Source organism: Spirillospora sp. NPDC048911 (genome assembly GCF_043198015.1).
Taxonomy (GTDB): Bacteria; Actinomycetota; Actinomycetes; order Streptosporangiales; family Streptosporangiaceae; genus Spirillospora.
Map to the genome: position 1 here is coordinate 160895 of NZ_JBICUD010000001.1, position 17833 is coordinate 178727.

Below are 17833 nucleotides of genomic sequence, written 5' to 3' on the forward strand. Positions count from 1 at the left end.
CTTGAACGGCAAGCGGGCGGCGCTGCTCGGCGTCGCCGGGGTGGTCGTGATCGGCGGCGCCGGGCTCGCGACCGCCGGGCTGGGCGGGGGCGGCGGCACCCCGGTCGCGCACAGCGCCCTTCCGCCCGCCACCGCGGAGATCGAACGCACGACCCTGGTCGAAACGGAGTCGGTGGGCGGCACGCTCGCGTACGGCACCACCAGCACCGCGTCCAGCGCGGGCGGCGGCACGCTCACCTGGCTGCCCTCTCCGGGCACGGTGATCTCGCGGGGACGCGCGGCGTACAAGGTCGACAACAAGCCCGTGCCGCTGCTGTACGGGACGTTGCCGATCTACCGGACGCTGGCCACCGGCAGTGAGGGCCCCGACGTCAGGCAGCTCGAACGGAACCTGCAGGCCCTCGGCTACACCGGGTTCACGGTCGACAAGACCTTCAGCGCCGCCACCGCCACGGCGGTGAAGGAGTGGCAGGAGGACCTCGGCGTCGCGGAGACGGGCAAGGTGACGCCCGGCTCGGCCATGGTCACCCGCCGGGAGATCCGGGTGGCCGAGCGGAAGGCCGCGGTCGGCGACAAGGCCGGCGGCCCCGCGTTCACCTACACCGGCACGACCCGGGTGGTGACCGTCGACCTCGACGTCAAGTACCAGCGCCTGGTCAAGAAGGGCGCCGAGGTGACGATCGAGCTGACCGAGGACGAGACCACCAAGGGCACGGTCACCAAGATCGGCAAGGTCGCCAAGGAGGGCGAGGGTGAGAACCCCACCAGCGTCGAGGTGACCATCGCGGTCCGCAAGCAGAACGCGCTCGGCTCCTACGACAAGGCTCCGGTGGACGTCGCGTTCACCGCCGGCAAGCACGCGAACGTCCTGGCCGTGCCGGTCGGGGCGCTGGTCGCGCAGCCCGGTGGCGGTTACGGCGTCCAGGTCGTCCAGGGATCGACGACCCGTACGGTCAAGGTCGAGACCGGCGTCTTCTCCGAGGGACGCGTCGAGATCTCCGGCAGCGGGCTCGCCGAGGGCATGAAGGTCGGGGTCCCGAAGTGACGCCGGTCGTGGAGCTCCGGGAGGTCACCAAGACCTATCCCGGCGACGTCACCGCGCTCGACCGGGTGTCGGTGACGGTCGAGTCCGGCGAGCTGGTGGCGGTCGTCGGGCCGTCCGGCTCGGGCAAGTCGACGATGCTGCACCTGCTCGGGACGCTCGACCGGCCGAGCGAGGGCACCGTGCTGGTCCAGGGCCGGGACGTCTCGCGGCTCACCGACCGGCGGCTGTCGGCGTTGCGCGCCCGCCGGATCGGGTTCGTGTTCCAGCAGTTCCATCTCGCCGCCGGGGTCAGCGCGCTCGACAACGTCGCCGACGGGCTGCTGTACGGGGGCGTCGCCGCGGCGGAACGGCGGCGCCGGGCCCGGGTGGCGCTCGAACGCGTCGGGCTCGGGCACCGGCTGAGCCACCGGCCGCACCAGCTGTCCGGAGGAGAGAAGCAGCGCGTGGCCATCGCCCGCGCGGTCGTCGGCGAACCGGCGATGCTCCTCGCCGACGAACCCACCGGCGCGCTGGACTCCACGACCGGCGCCGGGGTGATCGACCTGCTGCGGGAGCTTGCGCGGGGCGGCACCACGGTCATCCTGATCACCCATGACCGCGACATCGCCGGCCTCCTGCCCCGGCAGGTCCAGATGCGCGACGGCCGCATCGAGCACGACGACGTCTGGGCGGAGGCCGCACGATGAGAGGCCGCGCGATGAGAGGCAGGAGGGGCCGCCCGAACGGCCGCCCGCTCGACGGAGCCGAGGACGTGCCGGCGCGGCTGGGCCCGCGTGACGTGATCAAGGTCGGCGGCGCGGGGTTGCGGGCCCGCCCGCTGCGGGTGTTCCTGTCCGCCCTGGGCATCGCCATCGGCATCGCCGCGATGATCGGCGTCGTCGGCATCTCTACGTCGAGCCGCGCGCAGCTCCAGGCCACGCTGGACCGGCTGGGCACCAACCTGCTGACCGTGGCCCCCGGCCAGGACTTCTTCGGCTCGGACGCCAAGATGCCCAAGGACGCCGTCGGAATGATCGGCCGGATCCCGCGCGTGCTGTCCGCGTCCGCCACCGGCAAGGTCGGGGACGCGAAGGTCTACCGCAACGACCACATCCCGGCGGGCGAGAGCGGCGGGATCAGCGTGCAGGCGACCAAGCTGGACCTGCCCGCCACGATCGGCCTCGAGATGGCCACCGGCACCTGGCTGAACGCCGGCACCAGCCGGTATCCGGCCGTGGTGCTGGGCTGGGACGCGGCCGAGCGGCTCGGCGTCGCGCAGCCGAACCAGCAGGTCTGGCTCGGCTCCAAGTGGTTCACGGTCGTGGGCGTCCTGCGCCCGAACGCCCTCGCGCCGGAGCTGGACTCCGCCGCGCTCGTGGGCTGGGAGGCCGCCGGGACGCAGCTGGGCTTCGACGGCCATCCGACCACCGTCTACACGCGGGTGGAGAAGGAGGCGATCGAGTCCGTGGGGGGGCTGCTCGCCGAAACGGCCAACCCCGAGTCGCCGAACGAGGTCAAGGTCAGCCGCCCGTCGGACGCGCTGGCCGCCGAGCAGGCCACGGACAAGGCGTTCACCGGGCTGCTCCTCGGACTCGGCGGGGTGGCGCTGCTGGTCGGCGGCGTCGGCGTCGCCAACACCATGGTCATCTCGGTGCTGGAACGCCGGGCCGAGATCGGCCTGCGGCGCTCGCTGGGCGCGACGCGGGGACAGATCCGGCTGCAGTTCCTCACCGAGTCGCAGCTGCTGGCCGCCCTGGGCGGAGTGGGCGGGGTGGCGCTCGGCATCGTCGTCACGGCGATCTACGCGCTGAGCCAGGACTGGCCGACCGTCGTACCGCCCTGGGCCATGGTCGGCGGCGTCGCCGCGACTCTGCTGATCGGCGGGATCGCCGGTCTCTACCCGGCGATCCGCGCCGCCCGCCTGGCCCCGACCGAGGCCCTCGCCACCCCGTGACGGCCCCGGCCCCGTAACGCCCCCCGTGAGAACCACGTGCGTCTGGCCGCCCACATCCGGACGCGTCCCGCGCCCGATCTCCGGCGAACCCCTCCCTGCCGGGTATCAGGCGCCCAGCACCCCGGTCCCGCCGCTGAACACGCGGCGGGACCGGGGCGGCTGTGTCATGTGATCGCGTCCTTAGGCCGGGTCTTGTGGCCAGGCCTTATGGCCGGGTCCCTACGCGGCCGGGCAGTGCGTGCCTCGTGCGGGCAGCTTCAGGTCGGTCAGGTAAGCGTCGACCGCGCTCTCCATGCAGCGGGTGTCGTTGGAGCTGCCATGTCCCCGGCCGTCATACGTGAGCAGCACGCTCTTGCGGCCGAACTGACGCTCGACCGAGGCGGCCCACTTGTGCGGCGTGGCCGGGTCGTGCATCGAGTTCACCAGCAGGACCGGCGGGGCGGTGCGCGCCGCCGGCTTCAGACGGTGTTGCGGGTTGGCGGTGGGACCTCCGAGGCAGGAGGTCACGAGCCGGGCGGGCAGCAGGTACGGCATGTCAGGGGCCGTCTTGTTCATCGTCCGCACCAGCGACGCGTACTCGCGGTAATTGCGCGCCGGAAGCCGCCAGTCCCCGCAGAACACCGGCCACGCAGGCGGGACCGGCGAGAGCTTCGCGGGCGGGCCGGACGCCTCACGCGTCTCCATTTCGACGATGTCGGCCGAGAGCACCTTGAAGTTGGCCTGATAGAACGACCGGAAAGCGACCATGTTGACCAGGTCGTTCGCCGTCAGCCGCGGCCCGAGCTTGCCCGCCAGCCTCGCCGGGGTGGCCAGTTCGCCACGTTCGGCCTTGGCCAGCAGCGTCGTCCAGACAGCGCGCACGTCGCGGCCTCGCAGGGCGCAGTCCGTGTTGCCCTTGTCCGCGCACCACTCCACGAACTCGTTGAAGAGATCCTGCCCGGCGGCCGCACCGTCCTTCACGAAGGCGCGCGTGGTGGGAACGCCGCGGTCCATCACGCTCTCCAGCACCAGCGCCCGGAGATTGCGGGGATAGGTCTCGGCGTACTGCGCGCCGAGCAACGTGCCGTACGAGCTCCCGTGGAACGTCAGCTTCTTCTCGCCGAGAGCGATGCGAATCGCCTCCAGGTCGCGGACGGTCTGGCCCGAGTCGACGTGGTCGAAGATGCCCGCGGGCTTGGTCTTCTCCCGGCAGTCGTCGCGCAGGCGCTCGTTGTACGCGACGGTGGCCTCGAAGTCGGCCTGGCTCTTCATCTCCGGCGCCGGCCGCTCGGCGACCAGCTCGGGCGAGCAGGTGATCGGGCTGCTGCGGCCCACCCCGCGCGGGTCGAAGCTGACGATGTCGAACCGGCTGCGGACCTCGGCGCTGAACCGGGCGAGGCCGGTCCCGACGCGTTCGACACCGGAGTCGCCCGGGCCGCCGGGGCCGAACACGAGGGTCCCGGTACGAGTCGCGGGATCGGCCTTGCGGCGGGCGATCGCGAAGTCGAACTTCGGGCCGTCCGGGCGGGCCCAGTCGATGGGCAGCCGCAGGGTCGCGCACTCGGACCCCTTCCAGGCCGCCCACTCGGGGGTGTCCGGCTTGCACGGCGACCACTGGACGCTCGTCGCGGCCACGGCCGTCACGTTCGCCTGGGGAGCGGCGTCACCGAAGGAGGGGGCGACGACGGCGCCCGCGGTGATCAATGCGGCTGCGCCCGTGCTCCAGATGACGGTGCGCCGCAAGGCGGGTCTGGCCTTGAGCATGAACGATTCCTCCTGAATGGATCTTGGGGCGTTCGTCACGCTAGGCCCGCGATCCGGCGCTGAGAACCGATCTCAGGGGAGGTTCAGGGTCGCCTCAGGGGAGGATCAGGGGAGGGCTCGGCGCAGGACTTCGGCCAGGTGAAGCCCGCGCCGTTCGGTTCCCTGAGCCACCTGCGTGCGGCAGGAGAAGCCGTCGGCGAGGACGAGCGCGTCGTCTCCGGCCTCGCGGACCTTGGGGTAGAGCTCGCGTTCGGCGCAGGCCTGAGAGACCTCCCAATGGCCGGGCTCGAAGCCGAAGTTGCCCGCGAGCCCGCAACATCCGGCGCCGATGACGTCGGTGTCGACGCCGAGCCGCTCCAGGACGGCGCGATCCGGGTCGTACGAGCCCTTGGCCTCCTGGTGGCAGTGCACCTGCGACACCGCCGCCACGTCCAGCCGTTCGAACGGCCAGTCGCCCTCATGCTTCTCGACGACCTCGGCGAGCGTCACCATGCCCTCGGCGAGAAGTTTCGCTCGTGGGTCGTCCGGCAGGAGTTCGGGCGCCTCGTCGCGCAACATCACGGTGCAGGACGGTTCGAGCCCGACGACGGGGAGTCCGGCCTTCAGCGCGGGCTCCAGCACGTCCAGGGTGTGGCTGAGGACCCGCTTGGTGACCTTCAGCTGCCCGGTCGAGTGCCAGGTCAGCCCGCAGCAGACCCGGCCGGGCGGCATCAGTACCCGGTATCCCAGCGCCTCCAGCACCTCGACCGCCGCCTGTCCGACCTCCGGCGAGTGAAAGGCGGTGAACGTGTCCGGCCACAACACGACCTTCGGGCCGTCCTTGCGCGGGGGATGCCTGCGCGTGCCGTCCTTGCCTGGACGCCCGCGGAACCACTGCTTCAGCGTCTCCTCCGCGAAAGAGATCATCTCGCGGCGGGGCTCGGCCCCCGCGAGCCGCTTCGCCAGCGCGGCCACCGGGCGCCGCCGCAGGGCCGCGTTGGTGAGCCGCGCCGCGCCCGGGACGGCCGTCACGGCCCGCGACCACAACGGCAGCCAGCCCATCGAATAGTGCGCCACCGGCCGTATCCGCCCGCCGTAGTGCCGGTGCAGGAACTCCGCCTTGTAGGTCGCCATGTCGACATTGACCGGGCAGTCGCTCGCGCACGCCTTGCACGACAGGCACAGGTCGAGCGCCTCCCGAACCTCCTCCGACCGCCAGCCGTCCGCGATCGTCTCGCCGCGTAGCATCTCGGCGAGCACGCGCGCCCGGCCCCGCGTCGAGTGGACCTCGTCCCTGGTGACCGTGAACGAGGGGCACATCGCCCCGGTCTCCAGGTTCCGGCAGGCACCGACGCCCACGCACCGGTGCACCGCCGCCGCGAACGAGCCGCCGTCACGGGTGAGGGCGTGCACCGGCGTGATCGGCAACTCGGTCAGCAGGGCGTCCTTGGCCAGCAGGGCGTCGCGTCCCGGCCCGGGCCGCAGATCCGCGTCCAGGGGCGCCGGGTCGATGATCACGCCGGGGTTGAGCCGCCCCGCCGGGTCGAAGATGGCCTTGAACGCGGCGAACGCCCTCATCAGCTCGGGCGAGTACATCTTGGCCAGCAGCTCCGACCGCGCCCGGCCGTCCCCGTGCTCGCCGGAGACCGTTCCGCCGTACGAGAGCACCAGATCGGCGGCCGACTCCATGAAGTCGCGGTAGGCCGCCACGCCACCGGGCGCGTCCAGGCCGAAGTCGAGGCGCAGGTGCAGGCAGCCCTCCCCGAAGTGCCCGTAGGGGACACCCCTGAGACCACGCTTCCGCATCAGCCCGTACAGCTCGCGCAGGTAGTCGCCGAGCCGTTCGGGTGGAACGGCCGAGTCCTCCCAGCCGGGCCACGCCTCGCCGCCGTCCGGCAGCCGGGTCACGATCCCCGAGCCCGCCTCGCGGATCCACCACAGCGCCCGCATCTCGGCGGGCTCGTCCACCACGACCGCGCTCGTCCCGGGAACGAGCCCCCGGACGGCCGCGACCAGCGCGTGGGCCGCCTCCTGCGCGTCCGCGAGCGAGTCGCCGCCGACCTCGCAGTAGAGCCAGCCGCCCCCGGCGGGCAACGTCGCTCCGGCGGCACCGCGGCCCGGTTGCGCGCGGAGCGCCGTCAGCAGATCGGCCGCCATCCCTTCGACGGTGAGCGCGCCGCACCGCGCCGCGAACGGCGCGACCTCGGCCGCCGTGTAGACGTCCGGGAAGCCGAGCACGGCCAGCGCCCGCACGGCCGGCACCGGAACGAGCCGTACCGTCGCCTCGGTGATCAGCCCGCACGTGCCCTCGCTGCCGACCAGGGCCTTGGCCACGTCGAAGCCGTTCTCGGGCAGCAGATGGTGCAGGCCGTAGCCCGAGACCTGGCGGCTGAACCGTCCGAGCTCGGTGCGCAGCGGCCCCAAGTGGGCGTCGCGCAGCCGCGTCAGTCCGGCATCGACGCGGGCGTCTCCGCTCGTGCCCTTGCCCGCTGCGAGCTCCGTCCCGTCCGGCAGCAGCACCCGGAGGGCCTCGACGTTGGTGGCCGTGATGCCCCACGCCACCGAATGCGACCCGCAGGCGTTGTTGCCGATCATCCCGCCCAGTGTGCATCGCGAATGGCTCGACGGATCGGGGCCGAACGTGAGCCCGTGCGCCCCGGCCGCCGCCCGTAGATCGTCGAGCACGACCCCCGGCTCGACGACGGCCGTCCGGGCCGCCGGATCGATCGACATGATCCGGTCGAGGTGCCGGGAGGTGTCGACCACGATCCCGCGGCCGATCGAGTTGCCCGCGATCGACGTCCCGCCGCCCCGCATCGTCACCGGCAGGCCCGCCTCGGCCGCCAGCTCCAGCGTCAGGGCTAGATCGGCCGCCGTCCGCGGCTCCGCGACCGCCACCGGGACCTGCCGGTAGATCGAGGCGTCCGAGGAGTACGCCGCGCGGACCGTCAGATCCGTGCGGAAGAACCCGGCGTCCGGCAACCGCCGCCGGATCGCGTCGAGTTCACCTGCGGCGGGGTCATGTGCGGCGGACATCGACCCAGGCTAGGGCTTCGGGCAGGTCAGCCCCAGGCGCAGGGCCTGTAGTTGAGGGTGCAGCCGGTCGGCGGTTCGCCCCGGCCACGCGCGAGGAACGTCACGGTGTAGCTGGCGCCGTTCGCCAGCGGGCCGCCGCTGACCACGACCGTTCCGCCCTCACGACGCCAGGGAAGCGGCCACAGCGTGTACAGCCTGCTGTGCCGCGAAGGCTCGAACCCGAGGCGCCAGGACGGAAGCGAGGCGCCGCTCCTGTTGGTGACCGTGTACGAGCCGCGATACTCCCAGTAGCCGTTGCCGGAGCCCGAGTAGCTGACGGTGACCGGCGGCCCGGCCGGGGGGGCGGTCGTCGGCGGCTGCTGCTGCTCGGGCGGGACGGGAGCGACTCGCGGCGCCGGGGGCGGGGCCCCGGGCGTGCTCGAACCCTGCGGCTTCACGGTCGGCGGCGCGGTCGGGGAGGGCGAGCCGCTGGACCGCTTCGTCGGCGTGGCGCTCGGGGACTTCAGGGGCGATTCCGAGGAGGAGGGCGTGGCCGTGCTCGGCATGACCTCCGGCGCCGCGCATCCCGGCGCGTCGCACTCCTTCAGTGCCTGGGGCGTCGGGGGCGCGTCGTCGCTGCCGAAGACGAGGTTCATCCCCACCAGCGTGGCGGCGAACGTCACCACCCCCGCGGTGCCGACTGCCACGAGCCGCCACGAGACCGGCCGCCGGCCCTTGGCCTTCCGCCGCATGCCGCCCTGCCGCCCGGGCACGCCGCCCGCGCCCGCGGGCGCGCCGGCCGGAGCCCCAGGGCGGGCGACGACCAGGACGTCGTGCCAGACGACGCCCTCAGGATCGCGGCCGTAAGGCCGCGTGCCTTGCTCTGACATGAAGCCACCCGTTCATGTAGGGACGCGATCGTGCCGTCCCCGGAGCGGCTTCGATCCTTATGAACCTCAGCGCCGCCTGGGACCGGGACGTTACACACCGAGGGGAAACATACCGTGGCCTGGCGATTCCATGATCCAGGTCTGGACGAAACGGCCGCGGACCAGCGAAAGTAGGCATTCACGGCAGCCGGGAGCACGCATGAGCAGTCCGGGAGCGACATGATCAGTCCGCTGCACATCCAGACGGTGCGCGAGGTCGTGCGGACGGGTTCGTTCGCGGACGCGGCCCGCAACCTGGGCTACACGGCGTCCGCGGTCTCGCAGCAGATCGCGGCGCTGGAACGTACCAGCGGGGTGCTCCTCTTCGAGCGCAGGGCCCGCAGCGTCCATCCCACCTACGCCGCGTTCATGCTGGTCAAGAAGGGCAACGAGGTCCTGGACGCGCTCGGCTCGCTGGAGCGCGAGCTGCGGACGATGGCGACCGGGCAGAAGGGGTCGGTGCAGCTCGGGAGCTTCCCGACGGCCAGCGCGCGGATCCTGCCGAGGGCGCTGGCCGAGCTGACCCGCGACCGGCCCGGCACCAAGATCACGTTGTCCGAGGGCGAGCCGGACGAGCTGCTGCCCGAGTTGCTGGACGGCGACCTCGATCTCCAGCTCGTCTACCGCTACGACCTGTTCCCGCGCACGTGGCCCGAGCAGATCGTCGAGACCTCGCTGATGGACGAGAACCTCGTGCTGTGCGTGCCCGCCGCGCATCCCCTCGCGGGAAACGGGACGCGCACGGTCCCGCTGCGCGACCTCGACGGCGAGACCTGGATCGCCAGCCGCCCTGAGACGTCGGGCGCGCAGGCGCTGGTGCGGCTCTGCAAGAGCGCCGGGTTCACGCCGGACATCGCGTTCCGCAGCAATGACTACGCGGTCGTGTGCGGGCTGGTGGCACGAGGGCTGGGCATCGCGCTCGTCCCGGCGCTGGGCTGCGTGCCCGATCCGGGGCTGCGGATGCTGCGGCTCAGCCGGCGGTCACCCCAACGGCACGTCACCGTGCTGTGCCGCAGCACCAACACCAATCCCCTCGTCAAGGTCGTGATGCGCGAGCTCACCGCGGCCGCCAACGCCTTGGAGTGCGAACTGACGGCCCAAGCCTCCTGACCCGTTCGGGCTTACGCCGTCAGTGCCATGCGGCCTTTGAGCTCCATCGCGGTGCGGACGCGGTGCTGGGCCAGCGCGACGGCCGCCTCGTGCGTGGTGGCGCCGCGCCTGGCGGCCTCGGCGAGGACGGTGGAGGTGTTCTCGCGCAGCTTGGCGGCGACCGTGGCGAAGACGGCCTCGGGCTCGGGACGGAACGCGGAGTAGCGGGCGTCCATCGCGAAGCCCGCCGCGACCACGCCGCCCGCGTTGGCCACGAAGTCGGGCACGACCGTGATGCCGCGATCGGCCAGGACGCGCCGCGCGCCGGGCGTGGTCGGAAGGTTGGCGCCCTCGACGACGATCCGGGTTTCGAGCCGGGCCGCGGTCTCCTCGTCGATGACGTCCTGGAGGGCCGCCGGGATGACGATCTCGGCGGGCACCCGCAGCTCGGCCCCGGGATCGAGGAACGTGCCGGCGCCGTACTCGCGGATCAGGTCGTCGCCCGCCTCCGCACGCAGCTTCAGCAGGCGCGCCACGTCCAGGCCGTTCGGATCGTGCAGGCCGCCCCGGACCGTGGAGATCGCGACGACGGTGGCGCCGAGCTCGTCCAGCCGCCGGGCCGCCGCGTGTCCCACGGCACCGAAGCCCTGGACGACGACGCGCGCCCCCTTCAGCGGGAGGCCGATCTCCTGCGCGGCCGCGTCGGTCACCTCGGCCACGCCGAAGCCGGTCACGCCCAGCTCGTCGTACGGCATGCCGCCGAGTGCGTGCGGCGTGCCCACTGCGGCGCCCCGGTCACCGAGCTCGTCCTGGACGATCGCCGCGTCCCGTTCGGTCAGGCCCATGTCGAGGCCGACCACGTACTCGTGCGGGATCTCCTTCGACAGCGCCCGGACGAAGGCCCGCAGGATCGCCTCCTTGTCCGGCGACGCGGGGTCGGCGACGATGCCCGCCTTGGCGCCGCCGTAGAAGAGATCGACGCCGGCCCACTTGTACGTCATGACGCGGGCGAGCCTGGCCACCTCCGTCACGGTGACGGTGGGGCTCATGCGCATGCCGCCCTTGCCCATCCCGCGCGCGGTGTTGTCGATGACGAGCACGCCCTTCATCCCGGTGCGGGTGTCGGAGACGCAGACGACCCGCTCGGGGCCCCACTCGTCCATCAGCGAGAAGACGTCAGACACAGTTCATCTCCGGTCGCAGCAGGTCGCCCTCCAGGCGGCGGGCGTCAAGAGGGGACACGTCCACGAACGGCTCACGGCCGAGGTAGAGATCGCGGATGACCTCGCCGACCGCCGGCCCCTGGAGGAACCCGTGGCCGGAGAAGCCGGTCGCGTAGAGGAAACGGCCCGCGCCGGGCGCCTCGCCGATGAGGGCGTTGTGATCCGGGCTCACCTCGTACAGCCCCGCCCATCCCGTCGCGATGCCCACGTCCAGCAGGCCCGGCGCCCGCGCGGCCATCGCCTCGCCGAGCCTGGGCAGCCAGGCGTCATCGCGCTCCAGCCGGAACCCGGGGCGCTCGTCCGGATCGGACATGCCGAGCATCAGCCCCCGCCCCTCGCCGTGGAAGTAGAACGTCGTCGCGAAGTCGATCGTGAACGGGACGGGCCGTGGCAGATCCGGCATCGGCTCGGTGAACACGATCTGCCTGCGCAACGGGGTGACCGGGAGGTTCACGCCCACCATGTCGCCGATGGCCGCCGACCAGGCTCCGGCGGCGCACACCACGGCCGATGTCTCGATGCGTCCGCGGGACGTGCGCACGGCCCTGATGCCGTCGCCCATCTCGACGTCCAGCAGCTCGCAGTGGGTCAGCACCCGCGCGCCATGACGCCGCGCGCCCGTCGCGTACCCGAGCACGACCGACTCGGGCGTGCAGTGCCCGTCATCAGGGGAGAACGTGGCGGCCAGCAGCCCATCCGTCTCGATCAGCGGCGACAGGCGTTTCGCCTCGGCCACCGAGATCATCCGGCTGGGCACGCCCAGCTCGTTCTGCAGCGCGACGCTCTGCTCGAACGCCGCGACGTCCTCGGGCGTCGACAGCAGGAACAGGTAGCCCACCCGGTGCAGGTCGATCTCCTGCCCCGGACGCTGCCCGAACCGGCCGAACGCCTCCAGGCTGCGCGCCCCGAGCCGGATGTTGACCTCGTCGGAGAACTGCGCCCGCACTCCCCCGGCGGCCTTGCAGGTCGAGCCCGAGCCGAGCTCGTCCCGCTCGATCAGCACCACGTCCACCCCGGCCTCCGCCAGGTGGAACGCGATGCTCGTGCCCATCACGCCCCCGCCGACGACCACCACGTCGGCCGATTCCGGAACCTCCACCGCCGCCGCCTCCCTACAGCCGGAAGTCGAGGTCGGCGTCGATCTCCAGCACGTCCATCTGGGCCTTCTGGAGGCGGCCGGAGTAGTCCCAGTTCATCGACTGCCAGCGGGTGAACTGGTCGAGCACCCAGATCCCGGACTGGCGGCTCCCGTTGCCCGAACGCCCGTTGCCGCCGAACGGCAGGTGCGCCTCGGCGCCCGACGTCGAGTTGTTGACGCTGACCATCCCGGCCCGGACGCCCCGCCGGAACGTGAAGGCCTTCTTCGGGTCCGTCGTGTAGATCGCCGACGACAGCCCGTAGCCCGGCGCGTTCGCCAGCGCGATCGCCTCGTCCGGCGTCCGGTACGTCGTGACCCCGATGATCGGCCCGAACGTCTCGTTCAGGAACAGCTCGTCCTCGGCGGTCACGCCGTCCACGATCACCGGGTGGTAGTACAGGCCGCTGGTATCGCCGACGAAGCCGTCCCGCGGCTGGCTCTCGCTGATCCGTCCCACCGCGCTGGACCCGTGGACGCGATGCCGCCCCGGATCGATCCATCCCAGGTACTTCTCGAAACCGTCCGCGAAGCGCTCGTTGATGAGCGGGCCGAAGAGGATGCCCTCCTCCATGGGATCGCCGATCTTCGCGGCCCGCGTGGCCGCGTCCAGCGCCCGCACGAACTCCTCGTGCACGGACTCGTGGACGATCACGGTCCCCAGCGACGTGCAGCGCTGCCCCGCCGTCCCGAACCCGGCGAACAGCGCGCCCTCGACCGCCAGTTCCAGCTCGGCGTCCTCGGTCACGACCATCGGGTTCTTGCCGCCGAGCTCCAGGCAGGGCGTCTGCAGGTGCCGCCCGCACAGCTCGCCGATCCGTACGCCCACCTCAGTGGACCCGGTGAAGCCGACCTTGTCGACGAGGCCCTCGCCGAGCGCGGTCTCCAGGCCCCGGAAGGTCTCCGCCCCGTCCGCGTACACCACGTTCAGGACGCCCTCCGGAACGCCCGCGTGCGCGAAGAGCTCGTAGAAGGCCTCGGCGCACGCGGCCGCGTACTCGGCGGGCTTCCACACCACCGTGTTGCCGCACAACAGCGCAGGGACGATGTACCAGGACGGCACCGCGACAGGGAAGTTGCCCGCCGTGATGACGGCCACGACGCCCACCGGATCCCGGAACGTGAACAGCTGCTTGTCGGGCATCTCCGACGGCACGGTCTGCCCGTAGAGCCGCCGTCCCTCGCCCAGGAAGAACGCGCACGTGTCGGCGATCTCCTGGACCTCGCCCAGGGCCTCTCCGTACGGCTTCCCGACCTCTCGCGAGACGATCCGCGCGAGCCGCTCCTTGTTGGCCTCGACCAGCCGGCCGGCACCCGCGATCACCTGGCCCCGCACCGGAGGGGGCACGTCGCGCCAGGCGTCCTGGGCCTGGCGCGCGGCCCGGCAGGCATCCGCGAACACCCCGGCGTCCCCGAGCGACACCTCGGCGACCACTTCACCGGCCCGGCCCGGGGACGTGGAGACATACGTACGCGCGGCCGGCTCCACTCGGGACCCGGCGATGATGGAGGACAGCATGCCCCCAGCCTGCGACCACCGCCCGCCGACGCCAAGATCAGGGAGAACACGTTCTCCTAACCGCAACGTTAAGCAGTTCACGCCCTCCACTGCGCCAGTCGTCACTGGCGAGATTGCGCTAGACTCCCTGGACCCCCCGATCACCGGCTTCCCGGGAGACTCCGTGCGCCGCATCGTTCTCGGAACGCTGACCACCCTCGCGGTCATGCTCTCCTTGCTCTCCCCGCCCGCCCACGCGGCGGCCGATCCCCACATCACCTCCGCGCGGATCTCGCTCGCCGCCAGCACCGGCTGGGTGAAGCCGGGCGGCCAGGTCACGCTGAGCGGTCTCCTGGAGGGCTACGACCAGACCACGTCGGCCTGGATCCCGCTGCCCGGCAAGGAGATCGAGTTCTACGTCTCGACGGACGCCTCGGCGCGGCCGGCGACGACCACCGACGCCAATGGCCGCTACCGCCTCGTCACCACGGTTCGCGAGACCATGACCTTCACGGCGCACTGGGCCGCCGACTCCAGCGTGGGCTACGGCGCCACCAGCACCGAGGTCGGCGTCACCGTGCCGACCCGCGTCAAGATCTCGTTCCACGAGTTCCAGTACAGCCCGTACGGCAAGCTCACGGTGGCCGGCTATTTCGAGGCCTATCCGGAGAACATCTCCACGCTTCAGCTGGAGTACTCGCCGAACGGCCGCGACCGCTGGAAGCTGGTCAAGAAGTTCCGCCCGGCCGACAACTATTCGTTCCGCACCACCGCGAACTGGGCCAGCTCCGGCTACTGGCGGATCCACACCAAGGCCAACCGTGACCACCTGGAGGGCTTCAGCCCGGTCCGCAAGGCCTGGCGCTGGCGCACCGAAATCTCCAAGATCAGCGTGTCGCCGGGGAAGGTCCGCAAGAACCGCTACGTCACCGTCCGCGGCACCCTCATCCGCTGGTTCAGCACGAAGCGCCATGGCGCCTACAAGGGCCAGAAGGTCGCCATCCTCTTCCGCTTCAAGGGCAAGAAGACCTGGTACCTGGCCGGGTGGGCCAAGACCAACTCCAAGGGCCGCTTCAGCAAGAAGGTCCGCGCCTACGGCGACGGCTACTTCGCCGCCGAGTTCACCGGGGGCTCCGGCACCTTCGCTTCCGGCTCTCCCAACATCCGCTACGTGAACACCTACAAGGCGGGCTTGCTGCCCTTCACGCGCCAGGCCGGTCCGACAGCCCCCATCTGGACGGTCTCCTGACCCATCGAAAGGCCCCCGATCCAGTCGGATCGGGGGCCTTTTCGCATGGGCTCGGCTTGCTTACCGGGACATTAAGAAGATCGTGGTCTCTCGCACTTGGCCGGTCCGGGGCACAAGGTCGATGCTCGGAAGCATGTCTGCCGATGCCTATTTCGCGGAGACGGTCGCGGCTCTGGAGCCCGCCGCGCCGCAGAGCGAGTTGCCCTTTTCGAAGGAACGCTGCCTGGAACTCTTCGACGCCCAGCTCGGGAGCCGGCACCTCGACCTCGCCGCTCGCTGGCTGCGGTCGCAGAAGCGCGGCTTCTACACGATCGGATCGGCAGGGCATGAGGGGAACGTGGCGGTGGCCGCCGCGTCGAAACCAGGCGATCCGGCCCTGCTGCACTACCGGTCGGGGGCGTTCTTCTTGGAACGGGCCCGGCAGGTGCCGGGCCACAACCCATTGCGGGACGTCCTCCTCGGCGTGGTCGCGGCAGCCGAGGAGCCGATCGCGGGCGGGCGGCACAAGGTCTTCGGCAGCCATTCCCTCAACGTGATCCCGCAGACCTCCACGATCGCGTCGCATCTGCCTCGGGCGATGGGAGTGGCATTCGGCATCGAACGGGCAAGGCGACTAGAGATAGAAGGCCCCTGGACCGGCAACGCGATCGCCGTGTGCAGTTTCGGTGACGCCTCGGCGAACCACTCGACGGCCACCGGAGCGATTAACGCGGCTGTGCATTGTGGCTATCAGCGGTTGCCGATGCCGCTGCTCTTCGTCTGCGAGGACAACGGGATCGGGATCAGCGTCCGAACCCCGGAAGGATGGATCCGGTCCGCGTACGGCTCCCGCGAAGGCCTGAAGTACTTCGCCGCCGACGGATGCGACCTGGCCGAGGCCTACACGACCGCAGAAAAAGCCGTCGGCTTCGTCCGCGAACGCCGGAAGCCCGCGTTCCTGCACCTGAAGACCGTGCGGCTGATGGGACACGCGGGCTCAGACGTCGAGTCGGCCTACCGGACTCCAGCGGAGATCGCGGCCGCACAAGCAGGAGACCCCCTCGTACGAACGGCCAAACTCCTACTCGACCACAGGATCGCCACACCTGACGAGATCATCGCTCTCTACTCCGCGAAGCGCGACGAGGTCATGGAGATCGCGGCGGAGGTCTCAACAGCAGCACGCCTGGGCTCCGCGCGAGAAGTCATGACCCCGCTGGCGCAGTCCCGGCCCTCTGCGGTGAAGTCGGAGGCGAGTCGCCTGGGGGAACCTTCGGAACAACCCGTCACCCTGGCGCAGGCGATCAACCGGAGCCTCGACGATCTCCTGGCGAACGTCCCGAAACTGCTGATCTTCGGCGAGGACGTCGCGCGCAAGGGCGGTGTGTACGGAGTGACGCGCGGCCTGCTCAAGCGCCATGGAGCCGCCCGCGTCTTCGACACCCTGCTCGACGAGCAGACCATCCTGGGCCTGGCGCTGGGAACCAGCCTCTCCGGCTTCCTACCGATGCCGGAGATCCAATACCTCGCCTACCTGCACAACGCCGCCGACCAGCTACGAGGCGAGGCCGCGACCCTCTCGTTCTTCTCGAACGGGCAGTACCGCAACCCCATGGTCGTGCGAATCGCCGGATACGCCTACCAGAAGGGGTTCGGCGGGCACTTCCACAACGACAACGCGATCGCCGCCCTCCGCGACATCCCCGGCTTGATCATCGCGTCCCCCGCCCGGCCCGACGACGCGGCGGGGATGCTGCGCACCTGCGTCGCCGCGGCCAAGGCGGACGGCCGGGTCTGCGTCTTTCTGGAAGCCATCGCGCTCTACCACACACGCGATCTCCACGAAGAGGGCGACGAAGAGTGGCTCGCCACGCTGCCCACGGAAGCAGTCGAGCTGGGACGCGGCCGGACCTACGGCTCCGGCGCAGACCTCACCATCGTCACCTTCGCCAACGGCGTGCCGATGAGCCTCCGCGCCGCCCGCACCCTGGCCGAGTCAGGCATCGACGCCCGCGTCCTGGACCTCCGCTGGCTGTCACCCCTCCCCACCGAGGACCTGCTCCGAGAGGCCCGCGCCACCGGCCACGTCCTCATCGCCGACGAAACACGACGCAGCGGCGGAGTCTCAGAGGGCGTACTGGCGGCCCTGTCCGACGGAGGCTTCGAAGGCCGCACGGCCCGAGTGACCAGCGAGGACAGCATCATCCCCTTGGGCGACGCCGCGTACCACGTCCTCCTGTCCGAGACCGACATAGAACAAGCCGCCCGCAAACTGCTCCACCGCTGACCCTTTCGTGAATAGTGCTCGGGCACTACTCGTCCGGTCCGGAATCTAGGCTGATGCGCCCTAGGATTCCGCGTTTGCATTCTCCTAGCCTTGGCGCCGCGTCATTTCCTCCGAGAACGCGACCTTCGGACGCCAAGAAAGGGATTCAGAGTGAACCTCAAGCAGATGACCGTCGTCGTGGTCTCGGCCGGGGCGATGCTCGGCGGAACGATCTCCGCCGCCTCCGCCGCCTCCGCCCCCGTCCGGACCGCGCCGTCCGACGCTCGCACGCAGATCGCCCAGAAGCAGTTCCAGAACGTGGTCTCGGGCATGTGCCTGGACACCAAGAAGGCGGCGGGCAACCAGTCCGTCCGGAAGGTCAAGTGCCACAACAGGGGCCACCGCGACATCAAGCACCAGCTGTGGATCCTCGACAACGACCGGACCGTCCACAGCCTGATCAGCCCCGGCAACTGCCTGAGCCTCAGGAAGAACACCAACGAGGTCGTCTCGGAGAAGTGCGGCCGCGCCAAGAAGCAGCAGTGGACCTGGAGCGGCGGCAGGTTGAAGAACGTGGCCAAGAAGAAGTGCCTCACCCTCAACCACCACGACTGGCTGATGGTCGGCTCCTGCAGCCACAAGAACAGCAAGTGGCGCGTGCGCTGACGCCCTGACCAGCGGGGAACGGGCTCCGGGTCCGAGTCGCGAAGAAAGGCCCCGGCCCGAGCGGGAGGACCAGGGCCGGGGCCG

Annotated in this window: 13 protein-coding genes; 7 read left to right on the top strand and 6 right to left on the bottom strand. The window is 71.1% G+C overall.

Annotated features, from left to right (window positions below):
• The first annotated feature begins 1 nt into the window (after position 1).
• From ACGFNU_RS00755 to ACGFNU_RS00765, 3 genes are read left to right on the top strand one after another with little or no spacing between them, the layout of a single operon-like run.
• The gene (locus tag ACGFNU_RS00755; RefSeq protein ID WP_392589123.1) at positions 2 to 1045 is read left to right on the top strand and encodes a peptidoglycan-binding protein; all 1044 of its coding nucleotides are present in this window, start codon (positions 2 to 4) and stop codon (positions 1043 to 1045) included.
• Positions 1042 to 1731 carry an ABC transporter ATP-binding protein gene (locus ACGFNU_RS00760; protein WP_392589124.1) on the top strand — a complete coding sequence of 230 codons (690 nt, stop codon included), beginning with the start codon at positions 1042 to 1044 and terminating at the stop codon, positions 1729 to 1731. The genes ACGFNU_RS00755 and ACGFNU_RS00760 overlap by 4 nt, the downstream gene beginning before the upstream one ends.
• An 11-nt stretch (positions 1732 to 1742) precedes the next feature.
• Complete coding sequence (locus ACGFNU_RS00765) at positions 1743 to 2978, top strand: ABC transporter permease (protein WP_392589125.1); 1236 nt, start codon at positions 1743 to 1745, stop codon at positions 2976 to 2978.
• 219 nt (positions 2979 to 3197) lie between these two features.
• Here ACGFNU_RS00765 and ACGFNU_RS00770 read toward each other — a convergent pair whose 3' ends face one another.
• The 3 genes from ACGFNU_RS00770 to ACGFNU_RS00780 form a co-directional block, all read right to left on the bottom strand.
• The gene (locus tag ACGFNU_RS00770; protein WP_392589126.1) at positions 3198 to 4721 is read right to left on the bottom strand and encodes an alpha/beta hydrolase; all 1524 of its coding nucleotides are present in this window, start codon (positions 4719 to 4721) and stop codon (positions 3198 to 3200) included.
• A 105-nt stretch (positions 4722 to 4826) separates the two neighbouring features.
• Entirely contained in the window at positions 4827 to 7736 is a 2910-nt protein-coding gene (locus ACGFNU_RS00775; RefSeq protein ID WP_392589127.1) for an FAD-binding and (Fe-S)-binding domain-containing protein, read from the bottom strand.
• A 26-nt stretch (positions 7737 to 7762) separates the two neighbouring features.
• A complete protein-coding gene (locus ACGFNU_RS00780) occupies positions 7763 to 8605 on the bottom strand; it encodes a hypothetical protein (RefSeq protein WP_392589128.1) in 843 nt (280 codons plus the stop codon).
• A gap of 219 nt (positions 8606 to 8824) precedes the next feature.
• Here ACGFNU_RS00780 and ACGFNU_RS00785 point away from each other — a divergent pair, with 219 nt between their 5' ends.
• Complete coding sequence (locus tag ACGFNU_RS00785; protein WP_392589129.1) at positions 8825 to 9754, top strand: LysR family transcriptional regulator; 930 nt, start codon at positions 8825 to 8827, stop codon at positions 9752 to 9754.
• Between the two features lie 11 nt (positions 9755 to 9765).
• On the opposite strand, the gene ACGFNU_RS00790 is transcribed toward ACGFNU_RS00785, so the two are convergent.
• From ACGFNU_RS00790 to ACGFNU_RS00800, 3 genes are read right to left on the bottom strand one after another with little or no spacing between them, the layout of a single operon-like run.
• On the bottom strand, positions 9766 to 10917 hold the full coding sequence (locus ACGFNU_RS00790) for a Glu/Leu/Phe/Val dehydrogenase (protein WP_392589130.1): 1152 nt from the start codon (positions 10915 to 10917) through the stop codon (positions 9766 to 9768).
• Positions 10910 to 12055 carry an NAD(P)/FAD-dependent oxidoreductase gene (locus ACGFNU_RS00795; protein ID WP_392589131.1) on the bottom strand — a complete coding sequence of 382 codons (1146 nt, stop codon included), beginning with the start codon at positions 12053 to 12055 and terminating at the stop codon, positions 10910 to 10912. The genes ACGFNU_RS00790 and ACGFNU_RS00795 overlap by 8 nt, the downstream gene beginning before the upstream one ends.
• A 13-nt stretch (positions 12056 to 12068) precedes the next feature.
• Positions 12069 to 13610, bottom strand: coding sequence for an aldehyde dehydrogenase family protein (locus ACGFNU_RS00800; protein ID WP_392589132.1), 1542 nt, complete (start codon positions 13608 to 13610; stop codon positions 12069 to 12071).
• Positions 13611 to 13773: 163 nt separating this feature from the next.
• Here ACGFNU_RS00800 and ACGFNU_RS00805 point away from each other — a divergent pair, with 163 nt between their 5' ends.
• The 3 genes from ACGFNU_RS00805 (at position 13774) to ACGFNU_RS00815 (ending at position 17749) form a co-directional block, all read left to right on the top strand.
• A complete protein-coding gene (locus tag ACGFNU_RS00805; RefSeq protein ID WP_392589133.1) occupies positions 13774 to 14838 on the top strand; it encodes a hypothetical protein in 1065 nt (354 codons plus the stop codon).
• Between the two features lie 133 nt (positions 14839 to 14971).
• Complete coding sequence (locus tag ACGFNU_RS00810; RefSeq protein WP_392589134.1) at positions 14972 to 17104, top strand: thiamine pyrophosphate-dependent enzyme; 2133 nt, start codon at positions 14972 to 14974, stop codon at positions 17102 to 17104.
• A 150-nt stretch (positions 17105 to 17254) separates the two neighbouring features.
• Positions 17255 to 17749, top strand: coding sequence for a ricin-type beta-trefoil lectin domain protein (locus ACGFNU_RS00815; RefSeq protein ID WP_392589135.1), 495 nt, complete (start codon positions 17255 to 17257; stop codon positions 17747 to 17749).
• Positions 17750 to 17833: the final 84 nt, after the last annotated feature.

Bases quoted from the DNA above. Each gene is read 5' to 3' on its own strand.
- ACGFNU_RS00770 (WP_392589126.1), bottom strand. From the start codon at position 4,721: ATGCTCAAGGCCAGACCCGCCTTGCGGCGCACCGTCATCTGGAGCACG.
- ACGFNU_RS00800 (WP_392589132.1), bottom strand. From the start codon at position 13,610: ATGCTGTCCTCCATCATCGCCGGGTCCCGAGTGGAGCCGGCCGCGCGT.
- ACGFNU_RS00785 (WP_392589129.1), top strand. From the start codon at position 8,825: ATGATCAGTCCGCTGCACATCCAGACGGTGCGCGAGGTCGTGCGGACG.
- ACGFNU_RS00775 (WP_392589127.1), bottom strand. From the start codon at position 7,736: ATGTCCGCCGCACATGACCCCGCCGCAGGTGAACTCGACGCGATCCGG.
- ACGFNU_RS00810 (WP_392589134.1), top strand. From the start codon at position 14,972: ATGTCTGCCGATGCCTATTTCGCGGAGACGGTCGCGGCTCTGGAGCCC.
- ACGFNU_RS00780 (WP_392589128.1), bottom strand. From the start codon at position 8,605: ATGTCAGAGCAAGGCACGCGGCCTTACGGCCGCGATCCTGAGGGCGTC.
- ACGFNU_RS00765 (WP_392589125.1), top strand. From the start codon at position 1,743: ATGAGAGGCAGGAGGGGCCGCCCGAACGGCCGCCCGCTCGACGGAGCC.